17 protein-coding genes, 1 tRNA gene and 1 pseudogene are annotated in these 17,535 nt (G+C 57.8%); 14 read left to right on the top strand and 5 right to left on the bottom strand.

Annotated features, from left to right (window positions below):
- Positions 1-79: 79 nt before the first annotated feature.
- Positions 80-298: a hypothetical protein gene (locus ACX3OW_RS18750; protein WP_459097322.1), complete on the top strand. Its 219-nt coding sequence runs from the start codon at positions 80-82 to the stop codon at positions 296-298.
- A 552-nt stretch (positions 299-850) separates the two neighbouring features.
- On the opposite strand, the gene ACX3OW_RS18745 is transcribed toward ACX3OW_RS18750, so the two are convergent.
- Complete coding sequence (locus ACX3OW_RS18745) at positions 851-1,243, bottom strand: hypothetical protein (RefSeq protein ID WP_459097321.1); 393 nt, start codon at positions 1,241-1,243, stop codon at positions 851-853.
- A gap of 588 nt (positions 1,244-1,831) precedes the next feature.
- Between ACX3OW_RS18745 and ACX3OW_RS18740 the strand changes: the two genes are divergently transcribed.
- The 3 genes and pseudogenes from ACX3OW_RS18740 (at position 1,832) to ACX3OW_RS18730 (ending at position 3,261) form a co-directional block, all read left to right on the top strand.
- A complete protein-coding gene (locus ACX3OW_RS18740; RefSeq protein ID WP_459097320.1) occupies positions 1,832-2,059 on the top strand; it encodes a hypothetical protein in 228 nt (75 codons plus the stop codon).
- A 108-nt stretch (positions 2,060-2,167) separates the two neighbouring features.
- Positions 2,168-2,668: pseudogene (locus ACX3OW_RS18735) on the top strand (nucleotidyl transferase AbiEii/AbiGii toxin family protein); the annotation flags it as partial.
- Positions 2,665-3,261, top strand: a complete 597-nt coding sequence (locus ACX3OW_RS18730) for a metallophosphoesterase family protein (RefSeq protein WP_459097319.1) — start codon at positions 2,665-2,667, stop codon at positions 3,259-3,261. The pseudogene ACX3OW_RS18735 and the gene ACX3OW_RS18730, both read left to right, overlap by 4 nt.
- A 1-nt stretch (position 3,262) precedes the next feature.
- Here ACX3OW_RS18730 and ACX3OW_RS18725 read toward each other — a convergent pair whose 3' ends face one another.
- On the bottom strand, positions 3,263-3,856 hold the full coding sequence (locus ACX3OW_RS18725) for a hypothetical protein (protein WP_459097318.1): 594 nt from the start codon (positions 3,854-3,856) through the stop codon (positions 3,263-3,265).
- 347 nt (positions 3,857-4,203) lie between these two features.
- Between ACX3OW_RS18725 and ACX3OW_RS18720 the strand changes: the two genes are divergently transcribed.
- The 5 genes from ACX3OW_RS18720 to ACX3OW_RS18700 all read left to right on the top strand — a co-directional run bounded on the left by ACX3OW_RS18720 (position 4,204) and on the right by ACX3OW_RS18700 (position 6,724).
- Entirely contained in the window at positions 4,204-4,488 is a 285-nt protein-coding gene (locus ACX3OW_RS18720) for a hypothetical protein (protein ID WP_459097317.1), read from the top strand.
- Positions 4,489-4,560: 72 nt separating this feature from the next.
- Positions 4,561-5,253, top strand: a complete 693-nt coding sequence (locus ACX3OW_RS18715) for a hypothetical protein (protein ID WP_459097316.1) — start codon at positions 4,561-4,563, stop codon at positions 5,251-5,253.
- Positions 5,250-5,891: a hypothetical protein gene (locus ACX3OW_RS18710; protein ID WP_459097315.1), complete on the top strand. Its 642-nt coding sequence runs from the start codon at positions 5,250-5,252 to the stop codon at positions 5,889-5,891. Before ACX3OW_RS18715 ends, ACX3OW_RS18710 begins: the two co-directional genes overlap by 4 nt.
- A gap of 5 nt (positions 5,892-5,896) precedes the next feature.
- Positions 5,897-6,415, top strand: coding sequence for a hypothetical protein (locus ACX3OW_RS18705; protein WP_459097314.1), 519 nt, complete (start codon positions 5,897-5,899; stop codon positions 6,413-6,415).
- 30 nt (positions 6,416-6,445) lie between these two features.
- Complete coding sequence (locus tag ACX3OW_RS18700; protein WP_459097313.1) at positions 6,446-6,724, top strand: hypothetical protein; 279 nt, start codon at positions 6,446-6,448, stop codon at positions 6,722-6,724.
- Positions 6,725-7,003: 279 nt separating this feature from the next.
- Here ACX3OW_RS18700 and ACX3OW_RS18695 read toward each other — a convergent pair.
- From ACX3OW_RS18695 to ACX3OW_RS18685, 3 genes are all read right to left on the bottom strand, one after another.
- Positions 7,004-7,079, bottom strand: a tRNA-Thr gene (locus ACX3OW_RS18695).
- Between the two features lie 1,447 nt (positions 7,080-8,526).
- Positions 8,527-9,009 carry a hypothetical protein gene (locus tag ACX3OW_RS18690; RefSeq protein ID WP_459097312.1) on the bottom strand — a complete coding sequence of 161 codons (483 nt, stop codon included), beginning with the start codon at positions 9,007-9,009 and terminating at the stop codon, positions 8,527-8,529.
- A 2-nt stretch (positions 9,010-9,011) separates the two neighbouring features.
- Positions 9,012-9,506 carry a helix-turn-helix transcriptional regulator gene (locus tag ACX3OW_RS18685; protein WP_459097311.1) on the bottom strand — a complete coding sequence of 165 codons (495 nt, stop codon included), beginning with the start codon at positions 9,504-9,506 and terminating at the stop codon, positions 9,012-9,014.
- A 66-nt stretch (positions 9,507-9,572) separates the two neighbouring features.
- Between ACX3OW_RS18685 and ACX3OW_RS18680 the strand changes: the two genes are divergently transcribed.
- The 5 genes from ACX3OW_RS18680 to ACX3OW_RS18660 all read left to right on the top strand — a co-directional run bounded on the left by ACX3OW_RS18680 (position 9,573) and on the right by ACX3OW_RS18660 (position 17,208).
- A complete protein-coding gene (locus ACX3OW_RS18680; RefSeq protein ID WP_459097310.1) occupies positions 9,573-9,731 on the top strand; it encodes a hypothetical protein in 159 nt (52 codons plus the stop codon).
- 540 nt (positions 9,732-10,271) lie between these two features.
- On the top strand, positions 10,272-11,555 hold the full coding sequence (locus ACX3OW_RS18675) for a hypothetical protein (protein WP_459097309.1): 1,284 nt from the start codon (positions 10,272-10,274) through the stop codon (positions 11,553-11,555).
- Positions 11,556-11,656: 101 nt separating this feature from the next.
- Positions 11,657-13,663: a hypothetical protein gene (locus ACX3OW_RS18670; RefSeq protein ID WP_459097308.1), complete on the top strand. Its 2,007-nt coding sequence runs from the start codon at positions 11,657-11,659 to the stop codon at positions 13,661-13,663.
- Between the two features lie 24 nt (positions 13,664-13,687).
- Entirely contained in the window at positions 13,688-15,877 is a 2,190-nt protein-coding gene (locus tag ACX3OW_RS18665) for a type I secretion system permease/ATPase (protein WP_459097307.1), read from the top strand.
- On the top strand, positions 15,874-17,208 hold the full coding sequence (locus tag ACX3OW_RS18660; protein WP_459097306.1) for an HlyD family type I secretion periplasmic adaptor subunit: 1,335 nt from the start codon (positions 15,874-15,876) through the stop codon (positions 17,206-17,208). Before ACX3OW_RS18665 ends, ACX3OW_RS18660 begins: the two co-directional genes overlap by 4 nt.
- Positions 17,209-17,535 lie beyond the last annotated feature (327 nt).

Raw genomic sequence — 17,535 nt, 5'->3', positions numbered from 1 at the left:
ATATGTGCTGACGGCGGACAGTGGTCCATTACGGGACGTTCCAGCGATTTCAGCGAAACGGCAGTATTCAGGAATGGCGATGGCGATCGCAATGACCGAAATGGCGCTTTTCCGCCTCGCGGCTTCCGATAATGATCACGTGACCGCGCCGGGCGCAAAGTGGATATCGAACAAGCTTGCAATGATTAATGCGAAGCTAACTAAAGATAGCTTCGCTTTTCTTGTAGAACGGCCGCTGGTATTATCAGTTCGTGATAACTTTCACTTATCACGAACTGGCGTGATTGCTTTTGTGTGAAGATAATAATCCCTAGCACCATATTGAGTTGAGCAATTAAGCCGGAATTAGTGTTCTATTTGCGCTATCCTTGCTTATATTCTGCACTTGGTTATAGATTGACGAACTGCCCTATTTGGCATGTCATTGCCGCAAAGGCGGCTGATCGCAACATCATCGGACTGATCGACGAGATTGCGTTGTCCAATGCCGCAGAGGCGGCTGATCTGTGAAACCCCCAAGCAGCTCTTGGGGGTTTCGTCGTTATTGGGTTGTTTTCAGACGGTCCGAAGATAAAGACATGCCGGCTTGTCAAGTGACATGGGGCAGCCGCTTGCACTCAGCGATGCCGAAATGCACGCAAGGGATAAGTTTTTTGAGGTCTGGAAATGGATAGGGGTGAAGCGTTTGCAGCGCCTCACCCCAGAATATCGCGACACCAATCGCGGACACCTGTAATATACGAATTACCTAAGCAAACTGCAAGAGATTCAAGGGTTACAGGCGTTCTATATTTGCGTTACCTCGTGCTACCCGCCCTTGGACACGTCCTGATGGAGTAACGGGGGTGCATCAGGTTTGGGTAGTGGACATGTCCATAGCTGATAGCTCGCAAGAGGGATGGTGAGGCGTCCAATACGGGTTCAGGAACTCGGGACGCTTAGACGTGCGAGCGACCAAGGCCTTGGCAGCCTGATCAGCATTGAACTTCCAGCGCTTGGTCAGGATATCCAACGCTGTGCTGATGATCATTGCGGCACTGAGCTGCTGTGCTTTCGGCTGAGCACGAACACCTTCTTTGTCTGAGGTCGCCACGGCAAGGGTGAACGCCACAGCTTCACTGAGGGCATTATCCACCTGGTGCGGCAGTGGTGCGCCAAGGGCGCGCAAACGCTCACGACGAGCACGTTGGCGCTGGCGATCTTTCTCGCGGTGCTGAGCAAGGGTCGTTGATCTATGTGACATAGCAAGCCTCCGATAATGGCTTACTTCGCCAGCATTCCCAGCAAGTAACAACAGGACACGTCACGTGATTTGTCACAAATTTGAGACCCTCAATCGCGGCCTGAAATGATCGACCTCTTGAGGCTGGCAAGGAACGGGTGTTTCGCAGCGGAATTTAACGGAGACACCTCAAGAGCGGTTACATACCCTGGATCAGAGGAAAACAGGCACGATCGCTATAGGCAAGAACTCGATCGAGGATCACCCTCAGAGGGCAGTTCCAGAAATCATAAAATTCCCCCTTCCTCTCCCCCGTCTTCAGGGGGACGGCTCCTTTTGATGAAATTCCCTTTCACAGATCCTTCTTGTGGGCACTGTACTCGAGCGCAGCGATGAGGCCTCTTTCGATCTCACCCCTCGCGCGGTTTTTACACCAGAGTATGAGGAGGATTCAGAGTCCTAATCATAGATCCAGAATCCTCTTATATATTTGTAACTTAATCTAGAGGAACTAATCTTGACATATGCGAGGCGCGACCTCATGTGTTGAAAACATTTCGTCGCCGAAGTCAAGGCGTTCGTCGGCACAAATCTTGAGGCGGTGCTGTGATGGCCTCACCTGTTTCAGACAAGCTCGATCCTCACTGCATGACTGGCTCCCAGCTTCGCGAACACTTGGGCATCAGCCTCTTCGATTTTGTCATGCTCCAGCGGGACGGAATGCCCTGCATTCTCGGGCCAGATGGTCAGCCACCGACTCATGTTCGCGACCTGCGCTACGACGTGGACATGCTCATCGAGTGGTTCCAACAAAACCCAATTGAACAGGAAAGCTGAACTAATGCGCAAGATCAAGGTCAACCAGTACGTTGCCGTGTCACTCGAGATCGAAGAAGCCGCTCGTGCCGACTATGAGGCAGCCCGCAAGAATGTAGGTGGCCGCCCTCGTTCAAAGTGGACGTCGGATTTTATCCGATCGAACGCAGGGAAGTCATGGAGATCCGTGACTGCCCGTCCATGCTGCCGAAGCAATTGAGCCCGTTCCCGGTGTATTGCCAGCCCAAGGAATATTCCTATGCTGACAAAATCCATGCTGCCTGCCGCCAGGGTTCGGGCAACGGACGGATCCGGGATTATTACGATCTTTACCTGTATGCGATCAGCCCGGATTTCCGTGATTACATGGCTGCAGAGGCGCTACAGGTGGTATTCCCGCTTTATGCGTCCCAACGCTATGGCAGCGAAATGCCAGCATCTGTGGCGGATATCCCAGCCCTATCGGCTGCATCTGCCACCGCCAACGCCGAGCAATGGGAAGGCCTCCGTACGGGTAAAACCTGGCCGTTGCAGCTGCCTGACATACACACCGTCATCAAAATCATCTGCGAGCGCCTGGATCCAATCCTTGTTGCCGCCAACACACCAGCGCTGGGAGCAGCAGCATGAAGCTCAAGTCGTTTCAAAACGGGATCGGGCAAATTTTCTTCACCGCCGATCAGCATTTTGGCCACCGCTCCGTTATCGGAATGTGCAACCGCGAATTCGACGACGTAGACCAGATGGACCGCGAGATGGTCGAGGCCTGGAACTCGGTCGTCGGTCCCCGTGACGTTGTTTTCCATCTTGGCGATTTTGCGCATAGGGCTGATCCTGAGCGTGCTCGCAAAATATTCTATCGGCTCAATGGGCAAAAACACCTCATACTGGGCAATCACGATCGCAAACATACTCAGGCTTTGCAGTGGACCTCGCAGCAGCAGATGCTGCACCTGACTGTCGACAACCAGAGATTGCACCTGTGTCATTACGGAATGCGGGTTTGGCCGGGTATGTGGAGGAATGCGGTGCACCTGTACGGTCATTCCCACGGTCGGCTGCCCGGCAATCGGATGAGCATGGACGTGGGAGTGGATTCGGTTGGATATTATCCGGTCACAGTCGAGCACATCCAGCAGAAGCTTTTGAAGTTACCTGTCGTGGAGTTTCCAGAAGATCTGGATGAGGGTGACGAAGACGAGATCGAAGTCCTAACTCCGTAAATCAGGTTGGTGCCATCCAACCGCCTGGGCGTTCTATCATTCGGGCGATCAGCGTATAAAATCTGGCTTGAAGGGTGAGGGCGATTGCAGCCTGCTCCTTCAAATCAGCGGCGGTTATTGAAAGGACTTGGGCCTCCTGTGCTGTTTTCGCTTTGTTGGGATTCACTTTCGCAAAATACAGCACATCGCCGACGCCTAAATTATTGATGTCTATCTGACCGTGGGCGAGCAGGTCTCTCACGACTTTGAGACCATTGATGCCTCGAATTACTTCGAGCCCTTCATCACGCCAGGGTGCCGTGACAGGACTGTTAAAGGCTCTCTCAAGCTCAGTGATACGATCGCTCGATCGATAAGCATGCTTCAAAACAGTGCCGTCCAGCTCACACAGCGGCCGAACCATTTCCGTCGTCAGTACAATCATCGTATCGATGGCAGCATAGGACAGGATGATGTGCCCGACCGATGGCGCCAGGTTCATCATAGTTTGAGCTGGAAGATTTAGTGCCATGATTGACGAGTCATTCGTTGTGATCAGGCTTGATACTCGCTGAGTACAGTTCGGACCGCCACAACTGAATGCGTCGATGCCCATCTGGCCTGCGCACTTGCAGCATGCCGACATCGTTCATAACGGGGTAGCGCTGCCTCACTCGCCACGATCCACCGCTCTTGCACCTTGGACACCGGCCGCCAAACAAGTCCTCAAGGAACAATTCTGTGCTGTAAATCTCGCAAAGATCGCTCGCCAGGTAGACCTGCGACCGCTGGCAGGTATAGCACCGGCATACTACAAACAGGCCTTCAGCAGCAGCCTGACCCAAACGCGGTCTGTAGAACTCTCTCGATGGTGGTGTGTTGGTCATCGAATCCCATTGCCGTATGTTCTTGTTCTGTTCTAGTTTCCAGTGAACAAGATTTGCAAGCGCAGGAGCGATCACGATGCCCAAATTTCAACAGAGCACCAGCGGTGGCGAAGTGCCCATGATTAAGTCCACAACCTTGATCGTGCTGGCGGCCTTCGAGAGGGGAGAGAACGGCGACCTGTTTCCGGCTTTCGAAGCTCAGCAGATGCCAAGCGAGCATGCCGCCATCGCTCGGGCAAAGCTGATGTCGAGATCCTATGCCGGCGTTATAACGTGGAAGCGGCCACCCAAACCGGACGAGGGAGAGTTCGGGGAGGCTGAAGTGCTTTGGCAGCACGGGGACGTTCCGGAAATGGAATAGGCGACGCGGGCTTTTTGTTGTGTCGCTGCTTGATTTGCCTTTATCTCACCCGAGGGCAAAGTTAGAGGGCACATGTTCGGAAAACCAAGCATCGTCAAAGAATACGCTGGCCTTATCAAGCAAATAGAAAACGGTGAGCGTCGGCCAGCGCAACACGTTCGTCCGCGTGCCTTGGATGATCGCTTCAAGTCATTTCTTACCGGCGGTGCAGAAGCCATTTTCGAGAGCTTCGATTATTTTGCGGCTATTCTGAATCAGCACATCGCGGATCCATGGACAATCGAGGAAACCGGCGACACTCACATCCGGGACATCCTGAGCGATAGCCCGTCGCTTGGTCGCACGTACCAGGTTTTCTATAATTCCGTGAAAACCGGCCGGCTGCAGGTGTCGGATGGAACGAGCGTTGGTGGTATTAGCGAAGGTATCGAATGGCACCGACTGCATGGGGAAGCATACGTCATCCTCGAGCTGGATAACCTGCGCTTCATTCCTTACGACCACGCACTGTCCCTGGTCTCGGCTGTGGAGCTATTCATTGGGCCATTCAAGAATAATGAAATTGCACGACCACGGGCCCGCTCAAATGCGGCCGAGGTTCTGTCGGGACATTTATGGGAAATCATGCGTGCCGTCGATGAATACATTCCCCAGTTTGATCACCGGGTGACTGGCCCCTACGAGCTTCTGCGGCATACTACCGACCATTGGAAGGAAGGGGGCGTCGACCCCTTCGAGCGTTGGAACGGAGATCGGCTATCGTGATGTTTAGTGGCAAGAAACCCGGTGCTGAAAAGCCTCCAGTCGCTGCAGGTCCTGGTGGCGATCCATGGGACCAGAAAACCCTCGAGTGGTTCACCAAGCTCGATCGGATCAGCTTGCGGATCACTCACATCGAGCGTCGGTATAAAGCCGGGCCCGGAGCCCCATGGGGCGTTAAGGACTATGGCAACCCCGAGACAATAGCGACTGGCTTTCTGAACGAGGCACCACAGCATGTGCACATTGAGATCGAGTTCAAAGATGCTAGCCCGGAATTCGGCAGTGCTTACCTGACCTATCAAATGGACGTCGATCATACATCCGGCCCGATCAACATGCCGGTTATGAAAATTTCCGTGCTTGATACCGACCATGCAATCAAGACGGGGCTGCTGGAGAGCTTACGAGATGCCGTTTCAGCCGGGGAGAGTGTCGCCCAGGCTCGGATTTGGGCAACGCCCACCGAAGGCCGGTGGGAAACCGTCGAGGGCGGCCATAACCGGTGCCTGGATGTGACCGGCATGATCGTCTGGGTTTTCACGAAGTCACCGCGCTTGCAATCGTGGGCTATGCCGATCGGAGAGCAGGATTTAACTAGCTATCCTGATCCTAGACAGCTGCGTTCCAAGCCCAAGGAATAACACTGATGGGCGAAGCAAAGACAAAGAAAGCAGCTGCAGAGCGAGCAAGGCTGCAGCGGAAGCTGCCTGAGAACCTCAGCCTCCTGCACGACGGCGAACTCAACTACAGAGCTGAGACGGTCAAAGCGATCGAAGCCGATCCCGTCATGATGGATCACCTCGAGCTCATCGAATCGATAATGGACTACATCCATTTCTTTGTGCTGCGGCCGCCAAAGGATTTGGATACCGAGACGGTCCAACTTCTGACTACCAGGATGTTCAACGACCTGGCTGCTGCATATGGCCAGCTTGTTCGGGGCTACTATCACATTGCAGCCATGATCCTTCGTGACGTGATGGAAGTGGCGTTCCTGATCGGCCTATTCATTCACAAGCCGGATCAGATCCCGGTGTGGAGAGAGTCCGACCATAAAACCCGTCGGGACCTTTTTAGCCCGGTGAAGGTCCGCGACTTCCTGAATGGCTTCCCTGGTTATTCAGAAAAGAAGAGGGACGCCGCATACAAGATGTTTTGCGAGTAGGCCGCCCATGCCACTCAAGGTGGCTTTGCTTTGATGGGCCCTACCGGTGGCCGTCCCACGATCGGGCCATTTTTCGATCTGGGACTGCTGAAGGCTATCCTTGAAGAAATGGCCCAGCTCGCTGCTCAGGCAGGGGCCAACGCCTCGCATTGGTTCGATACTGATAGTGACATCCAAGCCATCGCCGTGCAGCTTCGGCGTCTGGAAGTGTCTGCGGATTGGCTGGAACGCTACTACGCCCGGCCTGCTGATCGGAAAGGCATCGACGCTATGAAGCGACTGTTGGAAGAGTTGGCAGCGGCAGGCTGAAAAGTTGTCCACCGGTGAGTGGTCCATCTGGCCCGCGATTCCGGGGCTTTCGAGGAGGGGTGGTAAACTCTGGGCTCAACGACGCCGATTTCTTCCACGATTTCAACGTTGCAGGGATCGGCAGTATCTATCCGAAATCGCTGTTCTGCAGCACCGTGCCACGGATTTTAAGAATCATCCGGGCGGCGGTGCTTTTTGCATGGCCGTCCCATGGCCGTCCCAGACCTGAGGCCGTCCCAATTCCAGAAAAGAAAAACCCCCGGTTTCCCGAGGGTTTGATGGTGCCGGCAACAAGGCTTGAACTCGTGACCCCCTGATTACAAATCAGGTGCTCTACCAACTGAGCTATACCGGCGCTGCCCCCGCTTAGCATTGCAGACGGGGTGAGACAAGCGGCTACGTCACAGCGTACGGCATACTCTCTAGCGGCCCTCTAAATCGCGCAGCAGGGCCCGGATAGTTTGGGCTCGTTCGTCGGCGTGCTCATCGTCACGGCGGCGTGCGGGTACCGCCACCAACGCTGCCAGTAGGCGCTTGAGCCGAATTATTTCGGTCGCGCAGGCTGGCGGACGGCATGTGGCTCACTATTCACCGGCAAAGCGCACTCAGTTTCTATTATGCTTGCTCTCCGGGCCCCCAATAATACTTATACGCATACGGCTATGCAACGCCCATCGAACCAGCATATACGCCATTGGAAATAATCCGGCCGATCTAGGTCCAAAGCCAGCGCCAGCCAAAAAAAGCGCGACGGGAGCCGCTATCAGCACAGCCGGCAGGGTCGACACAATAACCAGCGCTAGGGCGCTGATCGTCCCCCCGAAGCAGGCTGTGGTCGCCTGCGGCGTAGGCTAGGTCCGATGGAGCGCCTCGGGTCGACCTGTGTGCTCGATTGATCGGAGATGCGCTGAGGTCGCCCTTTTTGGCCGGCCCTTGCTTGTCATGGCGTGCGGACGGGTCGGCATGTGCCCGCGATCCGTTTCGTTTCAGGCGCCCGCGCCCTTACCCGCCGAAGCTAATCTTCGAAAAGCTGCCCCTCATCGCTCAGCGCACCTCGTCGATCAACACTGCCATCGCACAGCTTCCATGATCGAGCGGCAACTGGAATAAATTTCAGTTCCAAGCGACTAGCCTAAGACCTCATTAGGATCGGCCGGCGGCGGCGTGGAGGGTGGCGCAGCGGCCGTCGGTAGCTGTGAGGTCTGGGCTGGGTTACTCATTGCCGGCGCCCGGATGCGCCGCATTGCGCGCACTATCTGATACTGAGACTCAATTCAAAGAATTAACGGTATCAATTACTTCGTACCGAAGGATGAATGACGACAGATCATTGTTGAGCAGAGCTAAAACGTTCTGTTTCGTTAGCGGAACAATTTCAATTCTTTCGATGAGCATCGTCCTTGGGATTTCCTCACCATCACGACCAATTTCTAGAAATAACGCTGCCACCGCCTCACTGCGGATATTTCATTATCAAAAAACTCATTGCTAACGCCGTCATCATGCCAGCGGTCTTCGCCGGCCCCCGACGCAGATGAGTATGTGTAGAATGTATATCCTTGGATATCGGACATCGATTCCTCTCAGAGCATCTCAGCGGCGCGCCCCCGCCTACGGATCTTTGACCCCTAGAAGGTTATTCGGCGCCATTGTGTGACCCCCACCGATGATTGGGATTCAAAGGCTTATCGCGCCGATCGGCACCCAACCGCCTCGCCGATTTACAGGCTACCAAACTCGGGACTGTTCAGCCGCTATATCTGGCTTTTCACACCCAGCATTTTCTGCGCCGATGCGAGCTCTTAAACCGCGATGTCTCGGGCGTTCATGAAGGTCAAGATATCGCGGTTGGCGACGGTTATGGCGGCGATGGCGGCGCGGATGCGTTCCATTTCGTCATCGTCCAGGGCTTCGACCTTACCGTATTTGAGGTTGTCGTTGAAATCGATGATCCGCATCAGCTGGGTGCTGTTGAGCTCACCATTGGCGTCGAAAGAATAGATACAGTGATTGTACTTATTGCGGATCCGGGCCTCGCGCTGCAGGCGGCCGGCTAGATCGAGCACGGCGGCGCGAGTATCGGGCGTTACCCCAGTGGTCTTGGCGAGCCGTTCGAGCAGGTCCAGCCGCGCGCGGGTGGTGTTGAGCGTGAGGAAGATTACAATCGCCGCCTCCTTCCTAGTCCCGGCCAGGTAGGCAATCAGGTAAATGAATAGGCTCTCGGTATTGGTCCAGACATAGTTGAGCTGACCCACAAGCTGCAGCACGTTCTCAATCCGGGCCATGTTCACCGCGCCCGCATTTCGGTCTGGCCCCGTTGCGCCTGATCGGCCTGTCCCTGAAGGAACGCGGCTGCGGCTTGGGTACGGTTGGTCAAGCCGAGCTTTGCAATCAGGTTGTGGACATGTGCCTTCACCGTATGCTCAGACAGCCCCGTTTGGTCTGCAATCAGCTTGTTCTGGTAGCCAACGGACACCAGCTGGAGAACTTGCCGCTCGCGCGTGGTGAGGGTATCGAGCCCATTGATCGGTTGTCCGGCGGCATTGGGCGGCGGCGCATCGCGGTGCAACGTCACGTCATGGGATAGGTATTCGCCGCCCGCCACCAGAAGCGACGCCACCGCGAGCCACACTTCGAGCGGCAGAGTTAGCGGCAGGATACCTTGAACGAGGTGATGCTCCATGAGCCTGCTATCGAGATCGAGTGCGCCTCGCTCAACCACGAGGCCGATCGCCGCCTCGGGAAAGCGGCGGCGACATTCACGGACAGTGTTGACAGACATCCAGCCCTCATCATGCCCCAGGATCGCAAGGCGGACAGAAGCATCGGGGGGATCCCCGATTGAGATATGATCGAGAAGGCTGACCTCGAACATTGCGAAATGGCGTTGCGCCGCCAGCGAAAGGCATTGGTAGTGTGCCTGTCGGGAAGCCATAAAAACTATGCGCTGCGTATTGTCGGTCGCCGTCCGATGAATCGGACCAATGGCGCCACCTACCCGATCTGACACCTATCTTCCCTCCCCTGACCTGGCGGATTCCTCCATTCCAGCCTGCTACCTAAGTTTGCGATTAACAAAAGATTAACACCGAACATTTGACGCGGACATCCTCCTTTCCATCGCCCGATCTCAGCCGATTGGTCAGGTATTGGGGCGTTCATCGCCCGTTCTCGCTCGGGTAGAATAGGCCACGGGCCCGCTTTTAGTCCCTACGGGGTTCATTACGCATAAGCTTCAGGCTTATTACGTCTCGCGGCTTCTAGGGCTTAGATCAAACTTACTAGGCAACAATTGGTGCCCCGGTTGATCTAATTGCTGTCTGTTTTCTGGGGAGCGAGTGTTTCACTGTCGTCTGGTTCTGGCAGCGCCCTGTTGCCGAACGGGCGTCGCCAATGTCGTCGGTGCCAGCCGGAACCGCGCTCCGCAAATCCGGACCTGACATGCCGCCGCCTTGCTCGCCCTCAACCCGCGGAACAGCCAGACTGACCTCGTTGGAAATGCGTGAGGTTTTTGGCCAATCCGCTGCTTTTGAGCAGGAGAGACTTTATGGCCGACAACTTCCAAAACAATGGCATGTTTACGGACAATTCCGATCTGAACTCCCACAACGACAATTCCGACCAATCAGCGGATGGCTCCGACAATTCGCTCGACGTCGCTGTCTCGGATATCGGAAACGACAGCTCGGACAACTCCGATAATTCGGACAATTCCGATAACTCCGATAACTCCGATAACTCCGATAACTCCGATAACTCGGATAATTCCGACAGTTCGGACAATTCGCTCGATGTCGATCTGACGGACAATTTCAACGACAAATCGGATAATTCGGATAATTCGGACAATTCCGATAATTCCGATAACTCCGACAACTCGGATAATTCCGATAATTCCGATAATTCCGATAATTCCGATAACTCCGATAACTCCGACAGCTCGGATAATTCGGCCGACGGTTCGGACAATTCGACGACCAGCGACAGCTTCAATGACAGCCGCAACCAATCGACCAATACCAGCATGCCGATCACGGACTCGGGAAATGACAGCTCGGTTAATGACTCCAACAACGACAACTCGACCGACGACGATATCACTGTCGACCTGAACGACGTCGCCAACGATAAGTCGATCAGCGACTCCTACAACGACAACTCGACAACCGACGACAATTCGGCGGACGACTCTGACAATTCGAGCGGCAACAACAATTCTACGAATGACTCGAACAACGACAATTCGAACAATTCGATGAATGACTCGAATAATGACAGCTCGACCAATCTCGATGCGACAATCGACGTGGCCATCAGTGACTCATTCAACAGCTCGGATGACGACATTGCCGACTCGTACAACCAGGACAACGACTTCGCCGACCTCGATATCGGCACCGCCACGATGGACAATTTGTTCATCAATAGCGGTACGCTCGATTTCAATCCCGGCGATGACGTGATCTTTGAGAATGTGTTCAACGGCGCCTTCTCGGGCGGCGGTGACGATGCCGGCTTTGCGATCAACCAGGTCGCCGACATCCTCGACAATGATGCCCTCGAGAACGTGCAGCAAAACAACGGTGGTGCGATCTTTAACGCCTACGCCACCGGCGGTAGCGACTTGCACGCCAGTGAGAACGCGTTCGACGCCACCGCTGATGACGATGCGTCCAACCACAATAGTGCTGATGGCAGCGCCTATGTCTCAGCCAATGCCTTCAACATGGAAGTCGTGCTCGGAGCGAACCTGCAGCAGAACAACGTCGAAACGACGGTGGTCGGCGGGGATAATCACATGGGCAACGACGCCGGCAACGACGACGCATAGCAAGCTTTCCATCAAGCCTGACCTGCGCGGCATCCTCCGCGCAGGCATCGGTCCAAGCGTCCCCATTGCCTGCATTCGCCGCGGGCACTCGGAGGTAGCCAGTGTTCCTGACCAACGACCCGTCGACCGAGATCGTCGCCCACTTCCTCGGCTATTTCGAACTTGCTGTGGAAGCCATGCGCACGCGGCTCGGTTACGAGACGATCGAGGCCGCCGTTGCGGCCGATCGTCTCGATCCGGTTCTGGAACAGCTCTCCGCCGACATCACCCAAAAATTCACCCTTGGGGCCTACCAGCCGGGCGTCGAATACGCGCCGCCGGCCTGGGAGATCCGGGGCCACTCGCCCATCGAAGAATTTGGCGTCCATGCGCCCTTTACCCGCATCAGCCCGCCCCCCATCGCCCCCGACGATCCAGTGCTCGATCAATCGGGCCCGCATATGGACCCTGGTCCCTTCATCGGCCCCGAGCCCGGGTCGGTCATCGCCGTCATCGCGCAGTCGATCACCCTTTCGGACGACGATATCGTGGTGCTGGGCGAGTATGAGGGGGCGCTGGAGTTCCAATCGGGCGCGGCGTCGGCCATCACGCTGCTGCACGGCGCGGTCACCGAGATTTCCAACCCGGTCACCGAGGCCTCTGCGCTCCACGCCGTCAGCGACGTTCCCCGCTTTATCGAGCAGGTTGCCGAAGTCTTCGAGCAGTTGGCCACCAGCGCTCCCCCGCCAGACACGACAGTCAATATCACCGATGACATCGGAGGCACTTACTTCAACGGCGAGATGGTCGATGAGGCGCCCGAGCTGTCCAACGCCCTGCCGGAACACCTGCAGGCAACGATGGGCGACGAGGAAGAAGCACCGCCCGAAGAACCCACTGAAACCCAGGTCGAAGTGACCCTATCCGGCGACACTGTGGCCGCAACGGTTACGCTGCATTCGGGCGGGAACCTGCTCGTCAACGAGGCGGCCTTCGTCAATGGCGGTGTGGGCGGCTCGATCCTCGCCATCGGGGGCGACCTGCACCAGCTCGATGTCATCATTCAGACCAATGCCCATTTCGATAGCGACACCATCAACGGCGACGTGCCCGGCGCGGCGCAGAATCTGCCCGGCACCACCGCCGCTATCAACAGCGCCATTTTCATTCAGGAAGTGCGAGACGCCACCGGCGATGCTGCCGAGGCCAATACCGATGTCATGCCCTCCAACTGGCAGGTGTCGACGGTGGCAGGCGATCTGGTGTTCATCGAGTGGCTGAGCCAGTTCACCTTTTCGTCCGATCAGGACATCAGCGTGCTCTCCTCCACCGGGAGCAATACCGTGGTCACCACGGGCGAGAATGTGGGCCTCAATGGCGTGAGCTTCCTCAATCTGGGGCTCCATTTCGATCTCATCATCGTGGGCGGCAACCTCTACGACGCCAACGTCATCGTGCAGACCAATGTGCTCTACGACAACGACACCATCCAGATGCTAGGCAAGGGTTCGGCGGGCACGGGCAGCCTGGCCACCAGCGGCAACCTGCTGTGGAACGAAGCCTCCATCCACAATGTCGGCCCCACCAGTGTCGTCGACGAGTTGCCCGAGCACTACCAGCAGACGATGGACAACATCGACAGTGGCAATCTCGGCATGCCGGCGAGCTTTGCTGGCGACATGCAGTTCCAGGGCTTCGAGATGCTCCGTGTGCTCTATGTCGCAGGGGGCATCTACGACCTACGCTATGTCGAGCAGACCAATATTCTGGGCGATGCCGATATGGTGGCGTTGCAAAAGGCCGCCGTGATCGAGGGACAACCCGAGGGCCAGTGGGACATCAGCACCGGCGCCAATGCCCTCGTCAACATCGCTGGCATTACCGATTATGACGGGCTGGGCGACACGGCCTATGTCGATGGCCAGGTCTACTCCGACGCCATCCTGATCCAGGCCGATATCATCGCTGCCGACAGCGCTCCCGCCGGGGGCGACGCGCTGGTCACCGAGGTCATCGCCTTTCTCGATGTCGATGTGACGCTCGACATGCCGCTCGATGGCGGGCTGGGCCCCACGCCGCCCTCCGCCGATGGCCCGCCGGCCGACATCATCCAATCCGTGCTCGCCTAGTCCAATGCCAGCAGGGATCAGAACATGACCATCGAAAGTCTTCCCCGAGCCGCTGAAAACATCGTGGCCCGCCACCTGCGCCAAAGCGAGATGGCGCGAGCCGCCCGCGTGGACCGCCTGATGTTCGACATCAGCACCGCCGCCGCCGAACTGGAAGCCCTGGCGGAAGAGGGCGAAGCCGAAGAGGAAGTCCTCCCAGCAGAAAGCGAAGAAACGGAAGAGGCCGCGTTAGCCGAACCCGAACCCGAACCCGAATTAGAACCAGAGCCCAAGCCACAAGCCGCCCCACCGCCTCCCCCTGTGGAAGCCCGCGAGACCGAATTCCGCACGCCGGAGCCGGCCCCCAGAACCAAAATCCCGCCCATTGTCGATGCCGATCTGGGCCCCCTCAAAACCGTCAATCCGCCCGCTCGCGATGGCGGCGACAAGCCCAAGAACGGCGGCGGGGGCGGCAGTCGCGATGGCTTCCACAAGCGCACCGCCACGCCCAATTTCGCCCAGAGCCTTCAGAATGGGCTCGATGTCGTTCGGACCAATCTGATGATTGTGATGGGCTTCACTGTTTTCATCAACATCCTGGTGCTGGCGCTGCCGATCTACCTGTTCCAGATTTCCGACCGAGTGCTCACCAGCCGTTCGCTCGATACGCTGGTCATGCTCACCGCCGCCGTGGTCGGCGCGGTGATCCTTCAGGCCGTGCTCGATGCGGTGCGCCGCTTCATCCTGATGCGAACGGCGGTCGAGGTGGCGGTACAACTGGGCTCCCCCATTCTCAGCGCCGCCGCGCGCGCCTCGCTGCACAGCAATGGCCGGGATTATCAGGTGCTGGGCGATCTCCAGCAACTACGGACCTTCATCGTCTCGGGCACGCTGTTGGCCTTCCTCGATGCGCCCATGGCGCCGCTCTTTGTGCTGGCGGTCTACCTCGTCCACCCCGATCTTGGGCTCATCGTCATCGGGGCGGCGCTGGTTCTGTTCGTGGTTGCCACGATCAACCAGCGCCTAACCGCCAAGCCGTTCGCGGAGGCCAACAATCTGCTGAGCCGCGCCACGCTTCACCTCGATTCCATGTCGCGCAACTCCCAGATCATCAACGCATTGGCGATGATCCCCGAGGCCGTCCGCATCTGGGGCCGCGACACCGCTGGATCGCTCAAAGCCCAGGTGCGCGCGCAGGACCGCAATATCCTGATGTCGAGCGTCTCCAAGGCGGTGCGCTTGCTGACCCAGGTCGCCATGCTGGGCTGGGGCGCGTTCCTCGCCATTGAAGGCGAGATCACCGGCGGCATGGTCATCGCCGCTTCGATCATTGCCGCCCGCGCGCTGACCCCCATCGAAGGCGCCATCGAGGGCTGGAGCGGCTTCACCCAGTTCCGCGCCTCTTTCAACCGCATCAAGGGCCTGCTGCAATCGTCGCCGTTCAACTTCGAGCGCCTCATGCTGCCCGACCCCAAGGGGCGGCTCGATGTGGAGCGCATTCTCTTCGTGCCACCGCCCAACAAGAAGGTGCTGCTCAACGGCATTTCCTTCTCGCTGCTGCCGGGGGAGTCCCTAGCGGTGATCGGTAATTCGGGCGCCGGCAAGACCACTCTGGGCAAGATGCTAGTGGGCTCCATCCTGCCCACCTCCGGATCGGTGCGGCTCGACCTGATGGATTTGCGCAATTGGGACCAGCGCCAGTTTGGCGAAAATATCGGCTATCTGCCGCAGGACGTGCAGCTGTTCCCCGGCACCATCAAGGCCAACATTGCCCGCATGCGCGAGGACGTCAGTGATCAGGCCATTTATGACGCCGCCGTGCTGGCCGATGTGCATGAACTGATCGCCGCCTTCCCGCAGGGCTACGAGACCTACGTGGCTGCCGATGGCGCGCCCCTTTCGGGCGGCCAGAAGCAGCGCATTGCCCTCGCCCGCGCCTTTTTCGGCGATCCCAAACTGGTGGTGCTCGATGAACCCAATTCGAACCTCGATGCCCTCGGCGAAGCGGCTTTGGCCAAGGCGCTGCTGCATGCTCGCAAGCAGAAGATCTCTGTCGTCACCATCACCCAGCGCCCCGCTTTGCTCAACGTGGTAGACAAGATCCTCGTGCTCAACAATGGCTCGGTGTCGATGTTCGGTTCGCGCGCCGAGGTCATGGCCGCGCTGACGCAGAACAAGGCAGCCAGTGCCGGCCAGACCGGCATCGACTCGCCTGCCCGGGAGATGGAATCATGACCGCAGCCGCCGAACTGCAAAACCTGGAATGGTATTCGGGCGTGCCCCGCTCCATCCGCAAGCAGACCCTGTTCGGCTTCGTGCTGGTCACGGCGGCATTCGGAGGCTTCGGCGCTTGGGCGGCCCTCGCGCCCCTCTCGGCCGCCGTCATCGCGCCCGGCAGCTTCGTCGCGACCGGCGAAAACAAGATCGTCCAGCATTTCGAGGGCGGCATCATCAAGGATTTGATGGTGCGCGAGGGCGATCAGGTCGCCGCCGGCCAGAGCATGCTGCTGCTCGATGAGACCGCCGCCCATGCCAATGCCCAGCAGCTGCAATTGCGGCTGGTGCGGCTCGAAACTATCTGGGCCCGCCTTAGCGCCGAGGCCAATGGGCTCGAAGAGTATCAGCCGCCGCCCAGCGTGCTGACCCGGCTCGACAATGCCGAAGTTGCCTCGATCAACGAGAGCCAGCGCACCAATTTCAACGCGGCGCGCGACAAGCTGGTCAACGAAACCGCGCTGATGCAGCAGAATGTGGCAGCGCTCGATTTCCGCATCGAGGGACGGCAGGCCCAGATCGAGGCCATGAACCGCCAGCTCGCGCTATTGCGCGAAGACTACCGGGTCATGGTCGAACTGCAGACTAAGGGCGTTGCCCCGCAATCGTCGGTCCGCACCATCGAGCGCTCCATCGCCGATGCTGAAGGCGACGTAGAGAGGCTGGAATCCGAGGTGCGCGAGGCCGAAGCGCAGATCGAGAAATATCGTCGCGAAATCATCCAGGCCACCGACGCGGTTCAGCAGGCCGCGCTCGATGAAATGCAGTCGGTAGAGGCCGAACTCGATGCCCTGCGCGAGCAGAGCCAGCAGGCCAACAATGTTCTGGCGCGCACCACCATCGCCGCACCGGTCGCCGGCACCATCGTGCGCATGTATTATCACACCACAGGCGGCGTCATCGAAAGCGGCAAACCCATCTTCGAGATTCTGCCGGCCAATGTGCCACTGATCGTCGAGGTCAAAATACCTCGCATGCAGATCGATGAGGTCAGCCAGGGCCAGCCCGCCACGGTCCGCCTCACCGCGCTCAACCAGCGCACCACGCCCATTCTTGATGGCGAGGTGATCTATGTCTCAGCCGACACCATTGTCGACGCCGCCGACATGAACCAGGAGGTCTATGTTGCCCGCGTGAGCATCGCCCCCGATCAGCTCGCCCGCGTCGATGGCTTCACGCCCACGCCCGGCATGCCCGCCGAAGTCTTCGTGCAAACCCGCGAGCGGACTTTCTTCGAATATCTGATCAAGCCCGTCACCGACAGCATGTCGCGCGCATTCCACGAGCAATAGGGGGCCACGACGGGCCGCAACTCTGCTCAGCGCTGCCGTGCCGGCCAGCTCAAACCGATCTGAGGTGGCTTGACGCTGCCTCAGGTCCTTCCGCCGAGACTGCGGGCCAGCGTGCGTTGTCGGTAGGAGCAACGGCTCGATAAGTTTCGGACGCGAGATACTTCATTCTGGCGCGGCGCCACCCGCGAGCGTGCTTTGGTGCTGGCGGGGGACAGGACCTAGCTCAAACTGCCTAAAGGCAGGACGCGTAAAAACTTCCAGATTTGAGCGGCCCTGCAATGAGCAGAGTGCGAGCGTGCGTCGGGACGCGTTGCCGTAAAGGCCTGC

It is taken from the genome of Devosia sp. A449, from assembly GCF_054489375.1.
The sequence above is the reverse complement of the archived record's forward strand: the minus strand, read 5'-3'. Positions and strand labels throughout refer to the sequence as shown.